This is a genomic window from Ruminococcus sp. Marseille-P6503, from assembly GCF_900604945.1.
In the GTDB taxonomy this organism is placed as follows: Bacteria; Bacillota; Clostridia; order Oscillospirales; family Ruminococcaceae; genus FB2012.
This window is the reverse complement of sequence record NZ_UWPB01000001.1, coordinates 458,561-477,943: the sequence shown is the minus strand read 5'-3', so window position 1 is coordinate 477,943 and position 19,383 is coordinate 458,561. Positions and strand designations below refer to the sequence as shown.

Below are 19,383 nucleotides of genomic sequence, written 5' to 3'. Positions count from 1 at the left end.
ATTCAGATCTTCCGCGTAATAAATATGAAAGGAAATACAAAAATGCTGTTTGTAAACTATCCTAAATGCACCACCTGCATAAAAGCAAGAAAATATCTTGAGTCCAGAAATCTGGACTTTGAAAGCAGAAACATCAAAGAAAATAATCCGTCATACCAAGAGCTTAAAGCTTGGCACGAAAAAAGCGGGCTGCCGCTCAAAAAATTTTTCAATACAAGCGGAACCCTTTATAAGTCATTGGAGCTTAAAGACAAGCTGCCGCAGATGAGCGAGGAAGAGCAGCTAAGGCTGCTTTCCACCGACGGAATGCTTGTAAAACGTCCGATTCTTGTAACTAACGACAAAGTTCTGGTCGGCTTCAGACCGGCTGAATGGGACGATCTTTAATACAGCTGACAATAAAACGGAACGGCCGCAGCGCTTCTGTTGATCTGCATAATGCAGTCAGACAGCCGGCAGCCGAGATATAAATAATATATCATTTTTTAATAAGATTTCAATAATCAGATTTCTGCTGTCAGAATTTACATCAGGCGCAATAAAATAAACCCTCCGGTTCATGCACACTGAACCGAAGGGTATTTTTAATTATCAGCCCCAATAGCTTCTCCAGATATTGAAATAGCCCCATGGAATTTTAAATGAATACGCGATTCGGCTGTCCTTTGAATAATAGCTTCTGTTACTCCAGTAATATACGTTATAATCGTTGGCTATGCCATTAAGAGAGGTTTTTCCGTAAACCGCGCCGTATACTCCCGTTTTTACCCTTGAAGTTACTTTCTTATAGGTAGCGCCGTCTCTGGTAAGTCCCGCGTCGGACATAAAGCCGCCGCTCTTGTATATTATTTCCTGAACGTTCTTATACTTTTTATAGAACGGAGCCCAAATCTTGCTGTTGTTGTATTTTGCGCTGACATAACGGTTTACCACGCAGTCGGCAACATAAACGATCGGTTTATCCCACATTGATCCTGACATCTGCCCTACCTCGTGATAAACTATGCGGCACATTGCCTCCCAGCCGCCCTTGTCAAAATCCATTCTTGCGGTTTTCAGCGTCTGCACTGATGAAAACGAACCCTTTGTCTTGCCGTTTACAGCTCTTACCTTAAATTTATAAGTAGTGGTTCTCGCAAGACCCGTTACCTTGCATTTTGAAGCGGTAACCGTTTTGTATTTGGTCCAGCTCTTGTACTTTCCGCCCTTTATGTACACCTCATATTTTTTTGCGTTCTTAACGTTTTTCCAGTCAACGATAAGCGTATTCGTCTGTTTGTTGTACGGATGAGTCGCTTCGCTTTCATATTTCTTTTCCGCAATCATCACAGGCTTGCTAAGCTTGACGCTGGCCGCGGACGCAGAAATCTCGGCTCCGAATCCCGTAAACACCACACAGCAGGCAATAAGCGCCGTAATCGTTCTAATAGCAGATTTCTTCACCCTGGTTAAAAAATCACACTGCGTACTGCTCATTATAATTTGGCTGTTGTTCTCATATTTTTCATATGCGAACCGCCGTTTCACACCCTTTCATTTAATCTGACCGCAGACCTTTGCTTTTTCGCGGCACAATTAATGTTTATTAGCTTGATATGAGATTTATTACTCAATTTGTAACCTATAAGCTTGGTTGGTTACAAATTCATTACAAATCACTACATTAGTGTAACACACATTTTAGCGTTTGTCAAGCTTTTTTTGCAGATTTTTTTCTGAAAATGCGGTATTACGGGTTTTGAGGGACAAACTGTACTATTTTTCAGTCAACACTCATACAATTAACTGAGCCTTAAAAAGTAACAAAGCGTAATATTTTTGTAGCTTGTATACCAAATTGATCCTGTAAGCTATAAATCTTTGTTGCATTTCAACAAGGTCTGTATACCGCAGTAAAAAGACCTGTTAAGAATATAAAATCTGCGGAGAAAGAGGTTTAAAATGAAAAAATATTTACCGGAAGGAAAGCTTTTTGACACGGCGGGCAACAGAAATTACCTGAAAAGCGAACAATCAATGGCGGAAGCGTTCGCTCACGACGCGATTCTTGAAGCTCAGGCAGTTATATGCGACAGCGATCATAATCTTATCGTTGATCTGCCCTGCGGTAGGGGGATAATTCCCAGAACAGAAGGGGCAATAGGAATCGCCGAAGGTACGACCAGGGATATTGCGCTGCTTTCAAAAGTCAACAAACCCGTTTGCTTTAAAATACTCGGCGTATCAAAAAATTCCGACGGAGAAAATATATACACGCTCTCCCGCAGGCTTGCTCAGGAGGAGTGCATGGAGCGCTGTATTTCTCTGCTTCAGAGCGGAGACGTAATCCCTGCTAAGGTAACGCACCTTGAGCCCTTCGGCTGCTTTGTAGACGTCGGCTGCGGAATCCCATCGCTTATTCCCATTGACGCAATCTCCGTTTCGAGAATAGCTCACCCGAACGACAGATTCTATAACGGTCAGGATATATTCGTAGTGATAAAGTCCGTAGAAAACGGCAGAATATGTCTTTCGCACAAAGAGCTGCTGGGAACATGGCAGGAAAACGCCGAAAACTTTCAGGCAGGGCAAACGGTCGGCGGCATAGTGCGTTCGGTTGAAAGCTACGGCATTTTTATAGAGCTGGCGCCTAATCTTGCCGGACTTGCCGAGCCGCGGGACAACGTTCAGGTGGGTCAGGCGGCAAGCGTATACATAAAAGCGCTTATACCGGAAAAAATGAAGGTCAAGCTTATAATCGTAGACGTTTTTGAAAATACCAATTTCCCGTCCAAGCTGAAATATTACGTCAGCAGCGGACATATCAGCCGGTGGGAATACTCCACTCCCCTTGCCGATAAAACAATCGTTACGGAATTCTGAGCGCAACAAAAAACAAACGGATCAACGCCGATTTTCCACAGAAAAACACTGCGCTGATCCGTTTTTTATTTTCCGCCCCTGATCTTATTGCGGTACTGCAGGGCAAGCTGCTCGTTCTTATTATCCCCGAATCTGTAATACACCCTGTCCTTTAAGGCGTCGGGCAGATACTGCTGCTCCACCCAATGATTAGGAAAATCATGCGGATACAGATAATGCTGACCCTTTACCTGAGCGTCCTCTCCGTCAAAATGCTTATTCTGGAGCTGTCTTGGAAAATCCAGAGCTCCGCTCTGTCTGACGTCCTCGAGAGCGGCGTCCATTGCAAGATAGGAGCTGTTTGATTTTGGCGCGGTCGCAAGCAGCACCACCGCTTCGGCAAGCGGTATTCTCGCTTCCGGCAGACCAAGCTGCATTGCACTGTCTACGCACGCCTTGGTAATCGCCGCCGCCTGAGGATAAGCCAGACCCACATCCTCGCTGGCGATGACAAGCAGGCGGCGAGATAGCGAAATAATATCCCCCGCCTCGATAAGTCTTGCGGCGTAATGCAGCGCGGCGTTCTCATCCGACCCTCTGATCGATTTCTGCAAAGCTGAAAGAATATCGTAATGCTGGTCGCCGTCACGGTCATATTTCATATTGCTGCGCTGAGTAAGCAGCCTTACCGTATCCAGGCTTACCGTAAGCGAGCTGCCGTCGTTATCCGCCGAAAGGGTACACAGCTCGACGGTATTGACAGACTTTCTGACGTCGCCTCCGCAGCCTCTGGCGATATGCTCGCAAACTCCGCTTTCAAGCCTCAGCTTCAGTCCTAGATCATCGGCGCAGATCTGAAAAGCGCGTTTTATTGCCGGCATTACCTCTTCCGGAGTAAGCGGCTTGAACTCAAACACCGTAGAGCGGCTAATAATGGCGTTGTAAACGTAAAAATAGGGATTCTCCGTAGTTGAGGAAATAAGAGTTATTCTTCCGTTCTCGATATACTCAAGCAAAGACTGCTGCTGTTTTTTATTAAGATACTGTATCTCATCGAGATAAAGCAGTATTCCTCCTATTCCGCTGAACGTTTCCGTTTCAGCCACTATCTGCTTTATATCGGAGATAGAAGCGGAGGTGCCGTTAAGCTTATGCATCGTCATATGAGCATTTTCGGCAATTATTCTTGCTACCGTAGTCTTTCCGATACCTGAGGAGCCGTAGAAGATCATATTGGGTATTCTGCCGCTTTCTATTATCCGCCGGAGCGGCTTATCTTTTCCCAGCAGGTGCGGCTGCCCCACCACATCGTCAAGAGTCTTGGGACGTATTCTTTCAGCCAATGGAATCGGCATAGCTATATCTCCTCTTTATCAATCAAAAATATTCTGGATATCCGGCAGTCTTCTTTCATACGCCTTGCTGTTTATTTTTTTCAGCAGATATGTTCTCGCCGCCAGCACGGCAGGCTGACATTTGGTGTTTTCCATTCCCACGCATATTCTGTAGATAATAAACTGAGTCGATGAAATTTTCATGACCACATGGTTCGAGCACTCAAAGGTTCCCCTTACGACCGAATCCGAGGACACGAAATTCCAAAGCTCGTTATAAACCGCGTCGGTTATCTCCTCGTCAAGAAAGGTCTGCAAAACTTCGTTCACGGTCAAAGCCCCCTAAAAACTTTATTGCTTTTATTATAGCACAATATACGAGCATTTTCAACGGCTTTTTACGTTTAAATACATAAGTAACCGACCGCAAAGGTTATACTGCGGAACGATACTTAGCAATTACCGCTTAAATTTTATTTCAGCAGCCGGCTCACAGTCTTAAAAGTCACACAGACCTTTTTATTTCTTTTTGTTTGTCCTTCCGAGAATATAATCGGTTGAAACATCGTAAAAATCCGCTAAAATAAGCAAATGCTCAACCGGTATCGTTAAAACCCCGCGTTCATATCTTGAATATACCGTTTGACTGGTAAAGAGAAGCTTTGCCACTTGAGTCTGATTCAGATCTCTATCTTCCCTAAGATCTCGCAATCTTGGAAAATACATAAAATTCACCTCGAAAATTTATGCATTATGTAGAAAATGATTTTAATACTATTTAGTACTATTGACAATAACACAAAAAAAGAGTATTATTAAGTTATAGTACTTTTAGGTACTAAAAAAATATAATGGAGTGTTGAAAAATGGAAGAAAAAAATAGTGTTGGTTTATCTGTTGCGTCAATGGTATTGGGAATATGTTCAATAGTGTTCTCTTGTTTCGCGTTTATTTCAATTCCATGTGCAATAATTGGCGTGATTCTCGGCGGAGCAAGTCTTGCTACTAAAAAAGGCGGCAAGGGAATGGCCGTAGCAGGGTTGGTTACAAGTATTATAAGTCTTGTTCCCACAATAATCGTTATTGTAACGGGAAGTTCAATTTTAAATTCGCTTTTTTAATATTTGTAAAATGGATAAAAATAATACATACGGTAACGCGCTGAAAAAGTCCGCTGTGCTTGCCGTGCCTTTAATAATATCAAGTGCGGTTGTTTTCCGTCAGGTCATATTCAATATTACCCAACATTTTCCTGAATGTTGGTTTTATGAAGCAACAGGGTGGCTTTGTCCCGCCTGCGGAAATACAAGAAGCGTAAAAGCATTATTAAGAGGCGAATTAATAACTTCGCTCAGGTATAACATAGTTCCGTTTTTATGCTGTATTACCGGCGGAATATTTTACATTGAAGCTCTTACATTATATTTCGGAAAGCATATTGCTATTTTTCCGAGAAGCTGTAAGTTTGCAGCTGTTTTTACTCTTTTGTTAGGCTTGTATTTCATTTTAAGAAATTTTGTTTCTGTTTTTGACTGTGTGTAAAACATTTTGATTTATAAAGGTATAAATACTGCAAATTACTTTATTTCTTTGTTGATAACCTCCTTGTATTTTTATCATAGTAACGCTTTCGCCACACCTTTACTGTTTTATCATACTCGGAGGTTATATTTAATCTATTTATGAAATACTTTTTGATTACCCGATACGAAATAAACAACAAACAAAAACGCCGCCGCGGCATTTTAAAATACCGCGGCGGCGTTTAATTATAAATCCTATAAAAGTTAATTTCCAACCAATTCATTCGGGAATTGCGCCGGCGCAACAGATTACATATAAATATTTACTTAAGAAGTCCGCTGATATCTTCAAGTATATCGGCGAACTTATCCATTTTATCGGCAGGAAGGCTTTTGAGAATTTCAATAATTCTGTCCTCAGGAGAAATACCATTTCCGTCTCCGCCGTTTTCATCTACCTTTATAAGCCGGGACAAAGGCACGTCCAGCGCCTTGCTGATCTTATAAAGCGTTTCAACAGTCGGACATTTTTCTCCGCGCTCAATACAGCCGAAATAAGAAGGATGTATATTTGAATCAAGAGCCAGTGCTTCCTGACTTAAATTTTTACGTCTGCGCTCGTTCTTTATATTCAAGCCGATTTCCGCAGATATATCGCTGCGCTCCATAGAAAATCCCTTTCTGCTCTAAAAGTGTTGTTATAAATATTATATCCCGCTTATATGGTTTATACAAACATCTATAGAGTAATTTTTATACTCTATAGATGTTGACAAGAGCGTTGAAACATGCTAAAATAACAGTAGAAATATCTAGCTATGGAGGAATAAAAAATGATAAAAAACAATTTCAACAAATTTTTGTGCAAAGAAATAAAAAAAACGGACAAATTTAAATTGTCCGGAGCTAAGAAAATCAAGCAGCTGAAAATTGCACACCTTGAAACCAAAACAATAAGACTCGATCCCTATTCGGAATACACCGAATTTAACGTAAATATCAACGACACGGTTTCCCTTACTTTTAAGATATTTACAAACGGAAGCTATGAGGTGTATTAAGGCGCGTCCGCATACAGCAAAACTGCTTCTTATACATATAAAAAAGCCGCCCTAAAGGGCGGCTTTTTCACTCTTATCTTATATTATATTTTAGCCAAGCTCAGCAAAATACTTGATTGTTCTTACCATCTGAGATGTGTAAGAATTCTCGTTGTCGTACCAGGAAACAACCTGAACCTCATAGAGGTCGTCGGAAATCTTGGATACCATTGTCTGAGTAGCGTCAAACAGTGAACCGTACTTCATACCGATAACGTCGGAAGAAACGATAGGATCGGTGTTGTAGCCGAAGGACTCGGAAGAAGCAGCCTTCATAGCGGCATTGATTCCCTCAACAGTTACGTCTGAACCCTTAACTACAGCAGTAAGAATAGTTGTAGAACCGGTCGGAACAGGAACTCTCTGAGCGGAGCCGATAAGCTTTCCGTTAAGCTCAGGAATAACAAGACCGATAGCCTTAGCCGCGCCTGTGGAGTTAGGAACAATGTTTGCAGCGCCTGCTCTTGCTCTTCTCATATCGCCCTTTCTGTGAGGACCGTCAAGAATCATCTGGTCGCCGGTATAAGCGTGAATGGTAGACATGATACCGCTCTGGATAGGAGCGTAATCGTTAAGAGCCTTAGCCATAGGAGCCAGACAGTTTGTTGTACATGAAGCTGCTGAAATAATAGTATCGTCAGCAGTAAGAGTCTTTTCATTTACAGAGTATACGACAGTAGGCAGATCGTTGCCGGCAGGAGCGGAAATAACAACCTTCTTAGCGCCAGCGTCAATGTGAGCCTGTGATTTAGCCTTTGAACAATAGAAGCCTGTGCACTCGAGAACAACGTCTACGCCGATCTCTCCCCAAGGAAGCTCAGCTGCGTTAGCCATTGCGTAGATTTTAAGAGTCTTGCCGTCAACTGTAATAGTGCCTGCCTCGTCGTCAGCCTCTACAGTGTGGAGATTCTCACCGATCTTACCGCAGTAACCGCCCTGTGCTGTATCATACTTAAGAAGATCCGCCAGCATTGAAGGCTTTGTAAGATCGTTGATAGCGACAACCTCATAACCCTCTGCGCCGAACATCTGTCTGAATGCAAGACGTCCAATACGTCCAAAACCATTAATTGCGACTTTAACTGCCATAATTAATTTACCTCCTAAAAAAATTCTACAATTATTATACTACATTCCACTTGCTTTTGCAAGTACTTTTATAAAAAATATAACGGAATTTTTCATACTTTTTCTTTTATATCCTTTTTGAAGCAGCAAAGAAAAAATTCCGCCGGCGGCATTATCTATACTCCCCTTCCTTTCAGGACATAAATCGACAAATAATATGTTTATTCTAAAACTTATGATTTTTTGTTTAAAAATTTACATTGAAGCTATATTTGTGTAATTTTTGTCGATTGATGTTTCTTGACTATTATTTTTAGATATTGTATAATATATGAAATTAGGTTTTGCCAAAACTCAGTAATACTGATTTTTTCGGCAGAAGGAGAGGGGTAGTGGCTTTTATGGAGTTGCTGCAATGCTTGAAGCAAATGTATTCGGATTCAGACTTCTATATTGCCGCGGTTGACAGCAGATTTAGAATGTTGTGGAGAAATCACGAACAAATCCCCGACAATTTATTTCTTTCCGATTTTACAATAGGAGGCAAAAAGCTGCGGCTTCCCATTGAAAAAGAAGTTATTGCGGCTTTCTGCTCAGGAGACGCCTCCAGAATAACTCCGTTATATGAAAACGGCGTTCTGCGGCTTTATAAGATAGAATTTTTTCATCCAAACGAGATCCACACTCTTTTATGCCGTTCCGAGCTTTTAAGCTATAAAAATAATTTCCTGGGAAATATAAGGCTTGAGCTTTCTGAAATCATAAATCTGATGGATTCAGCCAAGGATCGCTTTCCCGGAGATGAGAATATTTCAGCGCTTGACAGCAGGACCAGATACCATGTGCTCCGTACCATTGCCTCAACAGTTAATATGAACGAAATATCCAAATATTATGCAGGCGGCATCTCAACTGAATATCTTTGTTTATCCCAAAGGCTTGAAGAAACCGCGGAATGGGTTCGACCTATGCTTGAAAGCAATATGTGCTCATTTAAAACAAGCGTCGCCGAGTCGGTATATATTAATATCAATTATTCGCGGTTTGAAGCTGCTCTTCTTAATCTGATAATCAACGCATATATGTATAACGATTCCAAGCATAAAGAAATAACTCTCGAGCTGACTGCCGACAGCCATAACGCCTGCATTTCGGTATCTGACAACGGAACCTGTGCAAATATGTCTGAAATAAAGAAATATCTGGATTTTAACGCGGGCTTCAAGGAATTTTCACAGCATGAATCGCTGGGGCTTGCAGTCGTTAAAGCTATGGCGGATACCTTCGGGGGAACAGTTGAAATTGAAAATTCGCCTGAAGGCGGGCTGACAGTCAGAATTTTACTTCCGAGAAATCCGAACTCTGTCCCCAAGGTTTTCAGACTCAGAAGATTTCCTCCTATAATTTCGCAGTACGACCCGCAGTACTGTATTATTTCAAAAGGACTTGATCCCATAAAATAAAAATATCCGTATGCAGCCGCAAAAGCCGCATACGGATATTCTTTTTCACAGCTGTTTAAGCCTTATATCATCGGATCCTCCCAGCATTCAGGAGCCTCGATACCCAGCAGCTTTGCCACTGTAGGCGCTACGTTGGCAAGACCGTACTTTGCGCTGCCGGCGTCAATAATTTCATGACGTGTTTCCTTGTCCCAGATAATGAACGGAACTCTGTTGAGCGAATGAGCGGTCCTTACCGCAATTTCGCCCTTTTTGTTTTTCTCCAGCATCTCGTCGGCATTGCCGTGGTCAGCCGTAACAAGAAGCGTGCAGTTATATTCCTCGCAGACCTTGATAAGCCTTGCAAGACCAAGATCCACAGACTCAACGCCGATGATCGTAGCGTCCATGTTTCCGGTATGTCCCACCATATCGCCGTTGGGATAATTGCACCTGATAAAGTCATACTTCTGCGACCTGATAGCAGCTATCATATCGTCTGTAACCTCCGCCGACTTCATCCACGGTCGCTGGTCGAAAGACACTCTGTCTGACGGTATCTCGTTCCAGGTTTCAAGCTCCTCTGAAAATTTCTCTGACTTATTGCCGTTCCAGAAATAGGTTACATGACCGTATTTCTGAGTTTCTGAAACAGCATAGCTGCTCAGCCCGTTCTTTACCAGCACCTCGGAAAGCGTATTGGTTATCTCGGGAGGATTTACAAGATAATTTTTCGGCAGGTTAAGGTCGCCGTCATACTGGAGCATTCCGGCATACATAACCTTAGGATCATAGCCGCCCTTGTCGAATTTATCGAAATCAGGCTCGTCAAACGCCATAGAAAGCTCGATAGCTCTGTCGCCGCGGAAGTTGAACAGAATAACGCTGTCGTTATCGCATATCTTTCCGGCGGGAACGCCGTTTTCACCAATAACGAACGGAGGCAGATCCTGGTCGATAGCTCCGGTTTCCTCACGCAGAACGGTATAAGCCTCCGCCGCAGTGGCGAACATTCTGCCCTCGCCCTTAACATGAGTGTCCCAGCCCAGCTTGACCATATTCCAGTCAGCCTGATATCTGTCCATAGTTATTTTCATTCTTCCTCCGCCGGAGGCAATCCTTCCGTCAAAGCTTTCATCGTTAAGCGAAGCAAGACAGTTCTCCAGATCCTCGATATAAGCCATGCCGGAAGTAGCGGGAACGTCTCTTCCGTCCAGCAGGATATGGCATCTCACCTTGGAAACGCCCTCCTCCTTGGCCCTTTTTATCATTATCTTCAGATGTGAAATATTTGAATGAACGTTTCCGTCGGAAAGCAGTCCGATAAAATGCATTACGGACTTATTTTCCATTACATTTGACACCAGGGATTTCCATGTATCGGAACCAAACATTTTTCCGCTTTCAATAGACTCATTAACAAGCTTGGCTCCCTGAGAATATATCTGTCCGCAGCCAAGCGCGTTATGACCTACCTCGGAGTTGCCCATATCGTCATCTGAGGGCAGACCTACCGCGTCGCCGTGAGCTTTGAGAGAAGTATGGGGATACTCTTTCAGAAGCATATCGAGAGTAGGGGTATTAGCCTCCGAAACCGCGTCGCCGATCCCTGACTTGGAAAAGCCCACGCCGTCCATAACTACAAGCACTACAGGTTTTTTAGTTGACATAATTTCCTATTCCTTTCTGATAACTCAAAAACAATATTATTCATAGTCAGGATAATCAGCCCTCTACGGCCGCCTGAACTATAGTATTGAAATCCTCCGCCTTAAGCGAAGCTCCGCCGATAAGTCCGCCGTCAACGTTCTCCTTTGCAAGCAGCTCAGCGCAGTTTTTCGCGTTCATAGAGCCGCCGTACTGGATCGTTACAGCCTGCGCGGTTTCCTCGTCGTAAAGCTTAGCGAGAGTCGCGCGGATAAACGCGCATACCTCTTCAGCCTGATCCGCTGTAGCCGTTTTGCCGGTTCCGATAGCCCATACGGGCTCGTAAGCGATAACCGTTTTCTTTACGTCCTCAGCTGAAACGTCAAAAAGGTCAAGCTTGATCTGACGGGCGATAACCTCCTCTGTAATATTGCACTCGCGCTCCCACAGCAGCTCGCCAACGCAGACGATAGGCTTCAGACCTGCCGCAAGCGCCGCCTTCGTTCTCTTGTTTACAGTTTCGTCGGTTTCGCCGAAATACTGTCTTCTCTCGGAGTGTCCGATAACAACATACTCTACTCCCAGCTCCGTCAGCATATCGGCGGAAATCTCGCCTGTAAAAGCGCCGCTCTTTTCAAAGTGAACGTTCTCAGCGCCGATCTTTACGTTAGAGCCTGCCGTTGTATTTACAGCGGTTTCAAGGTTCGTAAAAGGAACGCAGGCAATTACCTCGACCTTGCCGTCAGCGTTTGCAACCAGCGGCTTGATAGCTTCAAGAAGCTCCTTAGCCTCAGGTCTTGTCTTGTTCATCTTCCAGTTACCGGCAATAATAGCCTTTCTTACACTCTTTTTCATTTTAAAAACTCCTTTTATCATAATTTGTATGTAAATATTTATCTCGTCAGAAAATCAATAAGAAATCCCACGCCCAGTACGGAAATCAGTCCGCCGACGATAAGAACAACCAATCCCAGCCCCTTCGACGGGCTGTCATCGGAATCATTGTCCTCGTTACCGGCAAGACTGCCGCTTTCATCCGGTAGGCTCTCGGGAGCATCGTCACCCTCGTAAACATAAAAGTCCTTCGGATCATCGGGATTATACCTGACAGGAACAGTATTCCCGTATCCTCCGAAATCGCTTATCCACTCAGAATACTCTTCTCCGTCAACGGTATAGGTGATCCTCAGCTCTTTGAATACGTCGTTTCCTCCGCCCTTGGCAGAAGCGGAGTAATTAGGGATTTCTGTCACGCGCCGTTCAGCAATATCGGCATTTATAAGCTCAAAATGCTTATCTTTTTCAACAACGACCGTTTCGTCGGGATGAAACGTATAGCCTTTCAGAAGCTTCACACCGAAATAAATTATCGCAATGCCGACAGCGATCAGCACAATTGCGACTACGTTCATGTAATCGATGAAAAATCCAGCCTTGCCGACCCATGTTCCGTCGTCCCCCTCAGAGGCAAGACAGACAGTGCGGCTGATAACGTCATTCATACGCTACACTCCAAAAAACGGGGCGACAAAAATTACCGCCCCGAATTTATTTGCAGTTAATACAGGGCTAACTGTATAGTCCTGAAATTATTTATCGGCAATTACGTCGATACCCGGCAGAACCTTGCCCTCAAGGTATTCCAGAGAAGCTCCGCCGCCTGTGGAAATATGGCTCATCTTATCGGCAAAGCCAAGCTGAATAACCGCAGCCGCAGAATCGCCGCCTCCGATAATCGTAGTAGCGTCAGTTTCCGCAAGGCTCTTTGCAACGGCAATAGTGCCCTTAGCAAGAACAGGGTTTTCAAAAACGCCCATAGGACCGTTCCAAACTACGGTCTTTGCGCTCTTTACAGCCTCGGCATACATTTCTGCCGTCTTTGTACCGATATCAAGACCCATCTTGTCGGCAGGAATATCCTCTACTACCTCAACGCTGATCTCAGCGTCGATGGGATCAGGAAAAGCCGAAGCAACAGTCGTGTCAACAGGCAGAAGCAGCTTCTTGCCGGCCTTAGCCGCCTTTTCAATCATTTCCTTGCAGTAATCAAGCTTGGTATCGTCAACCAGCGAAGTGCCGACTTCCCTGCCCTGAGCCTTGAGGAAGGTATAAGCCATTCCTCCGCCGATAATAAGAGTATCGCATTTTTCAATGAGATTGTTTATAACGTTGAGCTTGTCTGCAACCTTAGCGCCTCCCAGAATCGCAACAAAGGGTCTTACAGGATCCTCAACTGCATTTCCGAGGAAGTTGATCTCCTTCTGCATCAGATAGCCTACGGCAGTTTCCTTAACAAACTTTGTTACTCCCGCTGTGGAAGCGTGCGCTCTGTGAGCCGAGCCGAAAGCGTCCATAACGAATACTTCGCCGTCTACCAGCTCTGCAAGCTCCTTAGCAAAGCCCTCGCCGTTCTTTGTTTCCTCAGCGCCGCGGAATCTGGTGTTTTCCAGAACAACGATTTCACCGTCGTTCATGTCAGCAACAGCCTTTTTTGCATTGTCGCCTGCAACAGTATCATCCTTGGCAAAAGTAACCTTTGTTTCAGGCAGAAGCTCCGCCAGTCTTGCAGCTGCGGGAGCCAGCGAGAACTTATCCTCAGGACCGTTCTTAGGCTTGCCGAGATGCGAGCAAAGAACTACCTTTCCGCCGTCGGAAACCAGCTTTTTAATAGTAGGAAGAGCCGCGGTGATTCTGTTGTCATTTGTGATAACGCCGTCCTTGAGCGGAACATTGAAATCTACTCTGACAAGAACCTTCTTGCCCTTAACGCTAATGTCGTCAACCGTAACCTTGTTTAAACCTGCCATATTACCTGACATCCTCTCATTATAATTTTCAGGGGAAAGCCCCGATTCTTAACACAGAATTTTCCGTTGTTATTATTTTAACAACTTTAATTATATATTATACTGACCAAAAAATCAAGAGGTAAAAACAAATTTTTTGAATACGCAAAAGGATAATTGGTATTTTATTTTGTTGATTATACACAATTCAGAACATTATTTTTGTTTAATCATCTAAAAAATCCAAAACCATATATATTCTGCACAATTTATGCTTGAAATATAAAATAAAACTGGTATAATTGTAATATGATCAGACAAAAATCTGATTAATTTTTTTTGAAAGGACCTGATACAAATGAAAAGAATCAAAAAAGCGGCAATTATAGCTCTTGCAGTTGTTCTCGCCGCGCCGCTGGGTTTTAAATTATTCAATGAGCGCGAAACGGTCATTATAGACGGTGAAGAGGTTCCTCTGCTGAAAAGCTTCTACCACTATTCAATTTCCATTCAGGACGATGTTCCTGTAACGATAGAAGGAGATGCAGTTCCGCTTTAAAACAGCTGTAAATAAAAAGCAGACGAAGCCCGTCTGCTTTTTATTTTGCTTATTATTCAATATCTCCCATAAGTGAAGACATATCAATTCCGAGTTCCGCCAGAACAGCCATAAGCTCTTCTTCATCGAGAGCAAGAAGATCGGCATATGTGTAGCCCGCTTCGGTGAGCATTTTCTCTGTAACGCCGAACATTGAAAGAGTAAGCTTAAGCTGGGCCTCCTCACTCAGCTCCGCGTCCTCAGTCAGTTCTGTAAGCCCTGAAAGATCAGGCTGAGCAATATCGTCCGCAGTCCATTCCAGCGAATTTATGACTGCCGTCGTTTCGCCGCTCAGCTCGTCGCTGGTAACGACCTTTTTAAGCTCTCCGCTTTCATCAAAATAATATGTAACAGTTGAAACAAGAGCGTAGTCATCCTCCGCTTCGCTAACGTCATCGCCGTCCTCGGAGCTGTCGATTTCCAGATCATAATCATCACTGTATTCAGCCTTATACACCTCGACAGTAAGTCCGTCCTCTTCCTTTGTTTCAACATATTCGTACGAATCATCCAGAGCGAAGGTATCAACGCCCAAATCATCAAGCTCAATATTCTGATAAGCCTCCAGGTCAGGCATAATCATATAGCCTGTTCCGTCAATAACATAAACCTCTGCTTCGACTCCCATTACAGTTGTTTTAACGTAGTAATTTCCGTTCTTGGCTGAAATTACGCACGGCATTTCTCCCGTCAGGTCAGAGGTGATCGTCACATCCATTATGTATTCGCCGCTGTCGAGCTTGGCCGTATACGCCTCAGCCAAACGAGTATCGCCGTCCGTACCTGATTCCGCTTCCGACTCTGCCGCGGATTCTTCAGCCGCCGAGGACGATGTTACCTCCGTTTTGCTGTCTGAAGTCTTTTCGCTGCTGGAATCGTCATTTTCGCAGGAAGCAAAAACCGCGCAGGTCATAATCAGCGAAATTACTATTGCTGAAATCTTTTTCATAATGTTTCTCCTTTATTTTATACTTTGGTGTGAAATAATATCACATATTAATTTTAACATAATTATAACAAATAATCAATGCCATTTGACACAATATTATAGAGGTTTATCGGTGACCTTTTGTTGTTAATGCATAAAATCCAGTAAGAAATCAAAGCCACGCGCCGTCGCAGCGGATCACCTGACCGTTTATATAGCTAGACTTATCCGATATGAGGAACTCAGCCGCGTTTGCAATATCCGCCGGCGTTCCCATTCTTCCGGCAGGTATCTGCGCGACTATATCGCCGATCTCGCTTTCCGAAAGGCAGCCGTTCATTTTTGTGTCTATCATTCCGGCGCTTATGCAGTTTACGTTTATGCCGCTTGGCGCTATTTCCTTGGCAAGGGCTTTCGTAAAGCCGATAAGTCCGGCCTTTGCGGCGGAATATACAGCTTCGCAGGACGCCCCTGCTTCTCCCCATACAGATGAAACGTTGATTATATTTCCTCTTTTGCGCCTTACCATTTCAGGAAGCGCCGCTTTGACCGCCAGCATGGCTCCGGTAAGATTTATATTCAGTATCCTTATAAGCTCGCCGTCGCTTAGGTCGGTGAGTAGACATATTCTTGATACTCCCGCACAGTTTATCAGCACTTCCGGCGGGGCAAGCATATCAGAAACTTTCTGTACGCTTTTTTGTACAGAAAACAGATCCTCCGCATTAAATTCAACTGCCGCGGCGGCAACTCCGTATTCTCTTACATCTTCGCAGACAGCCTCGGCTCTTTCCCTCGAAGCGCAATATCCGACAGCCACGGCATAGCCCTTTCCTGCAAGCATACGGCATATCTCCGACCCTATATCGCCGGAGCCGCCGGTCACAAAAGCCGTTTTCATAGCAATCCTCATTTCACTAATACTCTGATTTTATTATAGCATATGCAAATCTTCATTGCAATAAAAAATTAATTTTATACAGTTGAAATATGTACGCGTATGTGATATAATACTAAAAATATTATGAAAGGAGCTGCTTCCCGAGGAAGCAAGGCGAGATGGAAAGTGAAATAAATAAAAAAAGACTTGTATTATTCGGATTTGTAAAGGTTCTGCAATGCGAGCTTTTCGGTCTGATGGTTTTTATATTCTTCTGGGCGGTATCGGCAGCATTCGGTCTGCTTGGCAATATTATCTTCGGGCTTGTGGGAATACTTACGGTAGCTTGTATTATGGCTGATTACGGACTGAAGCAGGGCGAAAAGGCCCGCAGCAAAGTAAATCTGAGAGGCGCGAAGCCATGCCGTCACTTTGGTCTTACTATCGGTTTGTTTGCCATGATACCAAGTTATATAACCCTGGCTCTGCTTGCGCTTTCAAAAGCCGGAATAATCGGAAATTTCCTGCCTGCGTTCAAGCTGCTTAACGCCTGCTTCTTTCCTGTTATCGACCTTGCGGCTCACACCGCCGACATAAATCAGATGAACCCTTCGGCGTTTATACTGTTTGCAGTTCTTCCGCTGTTTTATCCTCTGTCGTCGTGGCTGTCCTTTAAATGGGGCTACGATCAGGTCGATCTGAAAACAAAGGTTATGTATAAGAATAAATAAGCCAACAACATACTTTCATACATTAATCAGCAGAGGGCTGCTGTACCTAATAAAACGGTACAGCGGCCCTCTGCGCGGTTTTACATTTATTTCAGCCTGTTCGCTTTAACATCAGCGCTTTTTCTCCAGCAGACACACCGCCGTCGCGGATATGCCAAGACCCTCGCCCGTAAAGCCCAGACGCTCCTCAGTCGTCGCCTTGACCGATACCTGAGAAATATCCATACCGCAGGAGGACGCTATATTCTCCCGCATTTTCATAATAAACGGAGCAAGCCTGGGAGCCTGCGCGGCAATCGTTGAATCTATATTCGATATTATGTATCCCCGAGCCATAACTTCATCGCATACCTTTTCAAGAAGCTTTAAGCTGTCGGCGTCCTTATACGCGGGATCGTTATCGGGAAAAAGCTTGCCTATGTCCCCTAAAGCCGCTGCGCCCAGCAGAGAATCCATTACCGCGTGAACCAGAACATCGGCGTCCGAATGACCAAGCAGTCCCTTTTCATACGGTATATCCACTCCGCCGAGAATAAGCCTTCTGCCTTGCGCCAGCCTGTGTACGTCATACCCGTGTCCTATTCTGAACATACAAACTCACAGCCTTTCAACATCAGTCTATTGCAATATAATTGCCCAGGAACTTAAAATACGACAGCTCTGATTCCAGCTCGTTCAGAAGCTTTGCAACGTCGGGAGAATTTACCGAGCCTTCAAAATCAAGATAAAATACCGCATCGAAATCGGTATTCGCAATCGGACGGCTCTCTATCATCAGCAGATTGAGCCCGGCTACCGAAAACTTGGTCAGAAGCCTGTACAAAGCCGACGATATATGAGGCAGCGCAAGCGAAACTGAAATGATATTCGCGTTTGCCGCGACAAGCGTCTTTTTTGAAACCAGAATAAATTTTGTATAGTTTTCACAGGCGTCGGCTATATCCCTCCTGATTATTTCAAGTCCCATTTCCTCAGCGCACTGCTCGGAGCATATAGCCCCGTAAGGCTCCTCCGACGATTTAATGAAAGCGGCGGCAAGAGCGGTATTTGAATACGCGCTTGTTTTGAAGCCCATGCTGCGTATAAATCCCGAACACTGAAAAAGCCCCTGCTCATGAGAATATACCGTTTTCACTTCGTTTATATCAGTGCCTTTTTTAACTGCCAGACAGTGGTTTATCCTAACCTTTGCGGAAGCGCATATTTTAAGATCGTATTCTTTCAGCAGCTCGTAGGTCTGCCCTACCGATCCGGCGGTGGAATTTGCAATAGGCAGAACTCCGAACTCCGCGGCTCCGTTTTCTACCGCTTTGAACACGTCTTCAAAGCTTTCATAAAAAAGCGGTGAATATTTCTCAAAAAACCTGCCGCACGATATATGCGAATAGGACCCGTTTGTTCCGGGAACGGCAACCGTATGATTCCCCGAAAGCTCCAGCGTTTCGCTTTCTATCTTATTTTTGTCGGCAAAAAACTTCTGATACTGCTTGCATTTTGAAATGTCCATGATCGAAGTAAACAGAACCTCCGCCGAGCTTTTCAGCTCGTCGGGCATATCGCTTCTTACCCGCTCAAGTATTTCTTGCTCCCTTCCGCTCTGAAAAACCGGAAGATCGTTTTTTATCTTATATTCAGCCACGTCAAAGCACAGCCGCATACGCTTTATAAAAAGCTCCTCTATCTGCCTGTCTACATCGTTTATCTCTTTTCTTATTTCAGAAAGCTCCATTATATCCTACCCTCATTCAGCTCTTTTTTCAAAACATCTATTACCTTGTCAAGACTTTCGCAGCAGTCAAACAAAAGCGGCTTTATATCCTCCGACGGCTCGGTAAGATCAGGAATCATTATCGTATTTAGTCCTGCAACCGCAGCGGAGATAACGCCGTTGGGCGAATCCTCCAGCGCCGCACATTCGTGAGGAGCAAGCTCAAGGCGGCGGCAGGCATATTCGTAAATATCCGGCGCCGGCTTTCCTCTCTCCACCATATTCCCGCAGATAAACTCGTCAAATTTATCATATACTCCCGCGTTCTCCAGATACATCTTCGTACGCTCAAAATCTGTAGCGGTGCATACCGCGGCTTTCAGAGGCGAAGACCGGAGAAAATCCAGCAGCTCGTCAAGACCCTTTTTCTTTACGACGCCGCTGCGCATTATATATGTATTCATCAGCTCGATACGCTTCGCCCTGACTTTACGGTAATCAAAATCCTCTCCCAGACGTCTTTTCAGATATTTTTCCGAATAACGCGAGGACAGAGAACGCATTCCCAGCACTGTATCCGGAGTCATGTTATATCCGTAAAATTCTGCCGCCTCGCACCAGAATCTTTGCAGCAGCCTTTCGGTATCCAGCATCAGACCGTCCATATCGAAAATTACCGCTTTCAGCATTATAAAAATCCTCCGTTCCTGACATTACCTTATTATTATACTGCAAAACCGCCGTAATTGCAAGACTAAAAAGCTCTTTACTCTGACGGCAGCAAAAATCCGGCGGTT

The 19,383-nt window shown here is 44.3% G+C and carries 22 protein-coding genes; 7 read left to right on the top strand and 15 right to left on the bottom strand.

All coding sequences use genetic code 11. The features are described from left to right. Positions 1 to 42: 42 nt before the first annotated feature. On the top strand, positions 43 to 387 hold the full coding sequence (locus EIH25_RS02205; protein WP_124099633.1) for an arsenate reductase family protein: 345 nt from the start codon (positions 43 to 45) through the stop codon (positions 385 to 387). A 204-nt stretch (positions 388 to 591) separates the two neighbouring features. Here the strand turns inward: EIH25_RS02205 and EIH25_RS02200 are convergent, their stop codons facing one another. Next, on the bottom strand, positions 592 to 1,476 hold the full coding sequence (locus EIH25_RS02200) for a fibronectin type III domain-containing protein (protein ID WP_124098289.1): 885 nt from the start codon (positions 1,474 to 1,476) through the stop codon (positions 592 to 594). Between the two features lie 465 nt (positions 1,477 to 1,941). Between EIH25_RS02200 and EIH25_RS02195 the strand changes: the two genes are divergently transcribed. Beyond that, positions 1,942 to 2,862, top strand: coding sequence for a S1 RNA-binding domain-containing protein (locus EIH25_RS02195; protein WP_124098288.1), 921 nt, complete (start codon positions 1,942 to 1,944; stop codon positions 2,860 to 2,862). A 65-nt stretch (positions 2,863 to 2,927) separates the two neighbouring features. Here the strand turns inward: EIH25_RS02195 and EIH25_RS02190 are convergent, their stop codons facing one another. The 3 genes from EIH25_RS02190 to EIH25_RS02180 form a co-directional block, all read right to left on the bottom strand. Beyond that, positions 2,928 to 4,196, bottom strand: coding sequence for a replication-associated recombination protein A (locus EIH25_RS02190; RefSeq protein WP_206425674.1), 1,269 nt, complete (start codon positions 4,194 to 4,196; stop codon positions 2,928 to 2,930). A gap of 18 nt (positions 4,197 to 4,214) precedes the next feature. Continuing rightward, entirely contained in the window at positions 4,215 to 4,505 is a 291-nt protein-coding gene (locus tag EIH25_RS02185) for a hypothetical protein (protein ID WP_124098287.1), read from the bottom strand. 189 nt (positions 4,506 to 4,694) lie between these two features. Further along, complete coding sequence (locus EIH25_RS02180; RefSeq protein ID WP_124098286.1) at positions 4,695 to 4,901, bottom strand: helix-turn-helix transcriptional regulator; 207 nt, start codon at positions 4,899 to 4,901, stop codon at positions 4,695 to 4,697. Positions 4,902 to 5,041: 140 nt separating this feature from the next. Here EIH25_RS02180 and EIH25_RS02175 point away from each other — a divergent pair, with 140 nt between their 5' ends. Beyond that, positions 5,042 to 5,296, top strand: coding sequence for a DUF4190 domain-containing protein (locus tag EIH25_RS02175; RefSeq protein ID WP_124098285.1), 255 nt, complete (start codon positions 5,042 to 5,044; stop codon positions 5,294 to 5,296). A 725-nt stretch (positions 5,297 to 6,021) separates the two neighbouring features. Here EIH25_RS02175 and EIH25_RS02165 read toward each other — a convergent pair. Then, a complete protein-coding gene (locus EIH25_RS02165) occupies positions 6,022 to 6,366 on the bottom strand; it encodes a helix-turn-helix transcriptional regulator (RefSeq protein WP_124098283.1) in 345 nt (114 codons plus the stop codon). 165 nt (positions 6,367 to 6,531) lie between these two features. Here EIH25_RS02165 and EIH25_RS02160 point away from each other — a divergent pair, with 165 nt between their 5' ends. Further along, positions 6,532 to 6,759: a hypothetical protein gene (locus tag EIH25_RS02160; RefSeq protein WP_124098282.1), complete on the top strand. Its 228-nt coding sequence runs from the start codon at positions 6,532 to 6,534 to the stop codon at positions 6,757 to 6,759. A gap of 90 nt (positions 6,760 to 6,849) precedes the next feature. Here the strand turns inward: EIH25_RS02160 and gap are convergent, their stop codons facing one another. Beyond that, positions 6,850 to 7,887 carry a type I glyceraldehyde-3-phosphate dehydrogenase gene (gene gap / locus EIH25_RS02155; protein WP_124098281.1) on the bottom strand — a complete coding sequence of 346 codons (1,038 nt, stop codon included), beginning with the start codon at positions 7,885 to 7,887 and terminating at the stop codon, positions 6,850 to 6,852. A 380-nt stretch (positions 7,888 to 8,267) separates the two neighbouring features. Between gap and EIH25_RS02150 the strand changes: the two genes are divergently transcribed. After that, positions 8,268 to 9,329 carry a HAMP domain-containing sensor histidine kinase gene (locus EIH25_RS02150; RefSeq protein ID WP_124098280.1) on the top strand — a complete coding sequence of 354 codons (1,062 nt, stop codon included), beginning with the start codon at positions 8,268 to 8,270 and terminating at the stop codon, positions 9,327 to 9,329. Positions 9,330 to 9,391: 62 nt separating this feature from the next. Here EIH25_RS02150 and gpmI read toward each other — a convergent pair whose 3' ends face one another. From gpmI to EIH25_RS02130, 4 genes are all read right to left on the bottom strand, one after another. After that, complete coding sequence (gpmI, locus tag EIH25_RS02145) at positions 9,392 to 10,978, bottom strand: 2,3-bisphosphoglycerate-independent phosphoglycerate mutase (RefSeq protein WP_124098279.1); 1,587 nt, start codon at positions 10,976 to 10,978, stop codon at positions 9,392 to 9,394. A gap of 55 nt (positions 10,979 to 11,033) precedes the next feature. After that, a complete protein-coding gene (tpiA, locus tag EIH25_RS02140) occupies positions 11,034 to 11,810 on the bottom strand; it encodes a triose-phosphate isomerase (RefSeq protein ID WP_124098278.1) in 777 nt (258 codons plus the stop codon). Positions 11,811 to 11,848: 38 nt separating this feature from the next. Continuing rightward, complete coding sequence (locus EIH25_RS02135) at positions 11,849 to 12,457, bottom strand: DUF3592 domain-containing protein (protein ID WP_124098277.1); 609 nt, start codon at positions 12,455 to 12,457, stop codon at positions 11,849 to 11,851. Between the two features lie 87 nt (positions 12,458 to 12,544). Further along, positions 12,545 to 13,762 carry a phosphoglycerate kinase gene (locus EIH25_RS02130; RefSeq protein ID WP_124098276.1) on the bottom strand — a complete coding sequence of 406 codons (1,218 nt, stop codon included), beginning with the start codon at positions 13,760 to 13,762 and terminating at the stop codon, positions 12,545 to 12,547. Between the two features lie 337 nt (positions 13,763 to 14,099). On the opposite strand from EIH25_RS02130, the gene EIH25_RS02125 reads away from it, so the two are divergent. After that, a complete protein-coding gene (locus tag EIH25_RS02125; RefSeq protein WP_124098275.1) occupies positions 14,100 to 14,300 on the top strand; it encodes a hypothetical protein in 201 nt (66 codons plus the stop codon). 52 nt (positions 14,301 to 14,352) lie between these two features. Here the strand turns inward: EIH25_RS02125 and EIH25_RS02120 are convergent, their stop codons facing one another. Together EIH25_RS02120 and EIH25_RS02115 are read right to left on the bottom strand one after the other, a co-directional pair. Next, on the bottom strand, positions 14,353 to 15,288 hold the full coding sequence (locus EIH25_RS02120) for a hypothetical protein (RefSeq protein WP_124098274.1): 936 nt from the start codon (positions 15,286 to 15,288) through the stop codon (positions 14,353 to 14,355). A gap of 151 nt (positions 15,289 to 15,439) precedes the next feature. Then, positions 15,440 to 16,168, bottom strand: coding sequence for an SDR family NAD(P)-dependent oxidoreductase (locus EIH25_RS02115; protein WP_124098273.1), 729 nt, complete (start codon positions 16,166 to 16,168; stop codon positions 15,440 to 15,442). 158 nt (positions 16,169 to 16,326) lie between these two features. Between EIH25_RS02115 and EIH25_RS02110 the strand changes: the two genes are divergently transcribed. Next, positions 16,327 to 16,878 (top strand): hypothetical protein, encoded by a 552-nt coding sequence (locus EIH25_RS02110; RefSeq protein ID WP_124098272.1) that lies wholly within the window; start codon positions 16,327 to 16,329, stop codon positions 16,876 to 16,878. Between the two features lie 111 nt (positions 16,879 to 16,989). Here the strand turns inward: EIH25_RS02110 and ispF are convergent, their stop codons facing one another. The 3 genes from ispF to EIH25_RS02095 are packed head-to-tail and all read right to left on the bottom strand — an operon-like array spanning position 16,990 to position 19,275. Continuing rightward, positions 16,990 to 17,469: a 2-C-methyl-D-erythritol 2,4-cyclodiphosphate synthase gene (gene ispF / locus EIH25_RS02105; protein WP_124098271.1), complete on the bottom strand. Its 480-nt coding sequence runs from the start codon at positions 17,467 to 17,469 to the stop codon at positions 16,990 to 16,992. Positions 17,470 to 17,491: 22 nt separating this feature from the next. Further along, positions 17,492 to 18,607, bottom strand: a complete 1,116-nt coding sequence (locus EIH25_RS02100) for a bifunctional chorismate mutase/prephenate dehydratase (RefSeq protein ID WP_124098270.1) — start codon at positions 18,605 to 18,607, stop codon at positions 17,492 to 17,494. Further along, complete coding sequence (locus EIH25_RS02095) at positions 18,607 to 19,275, bottom strand: HAD family phosphatase (protein WP_347561930.1); 669 nt, start codon at positions 19,273 to 19,275, stop codon at positions 18,607 to 18,609. Before EIH25_RS02095 ends, EIH25_RS02100 begins: the two co-directional genes overlap by 1 nt. Positions 19,276 to 19,383: the final 108 nt, after the last annotated feature.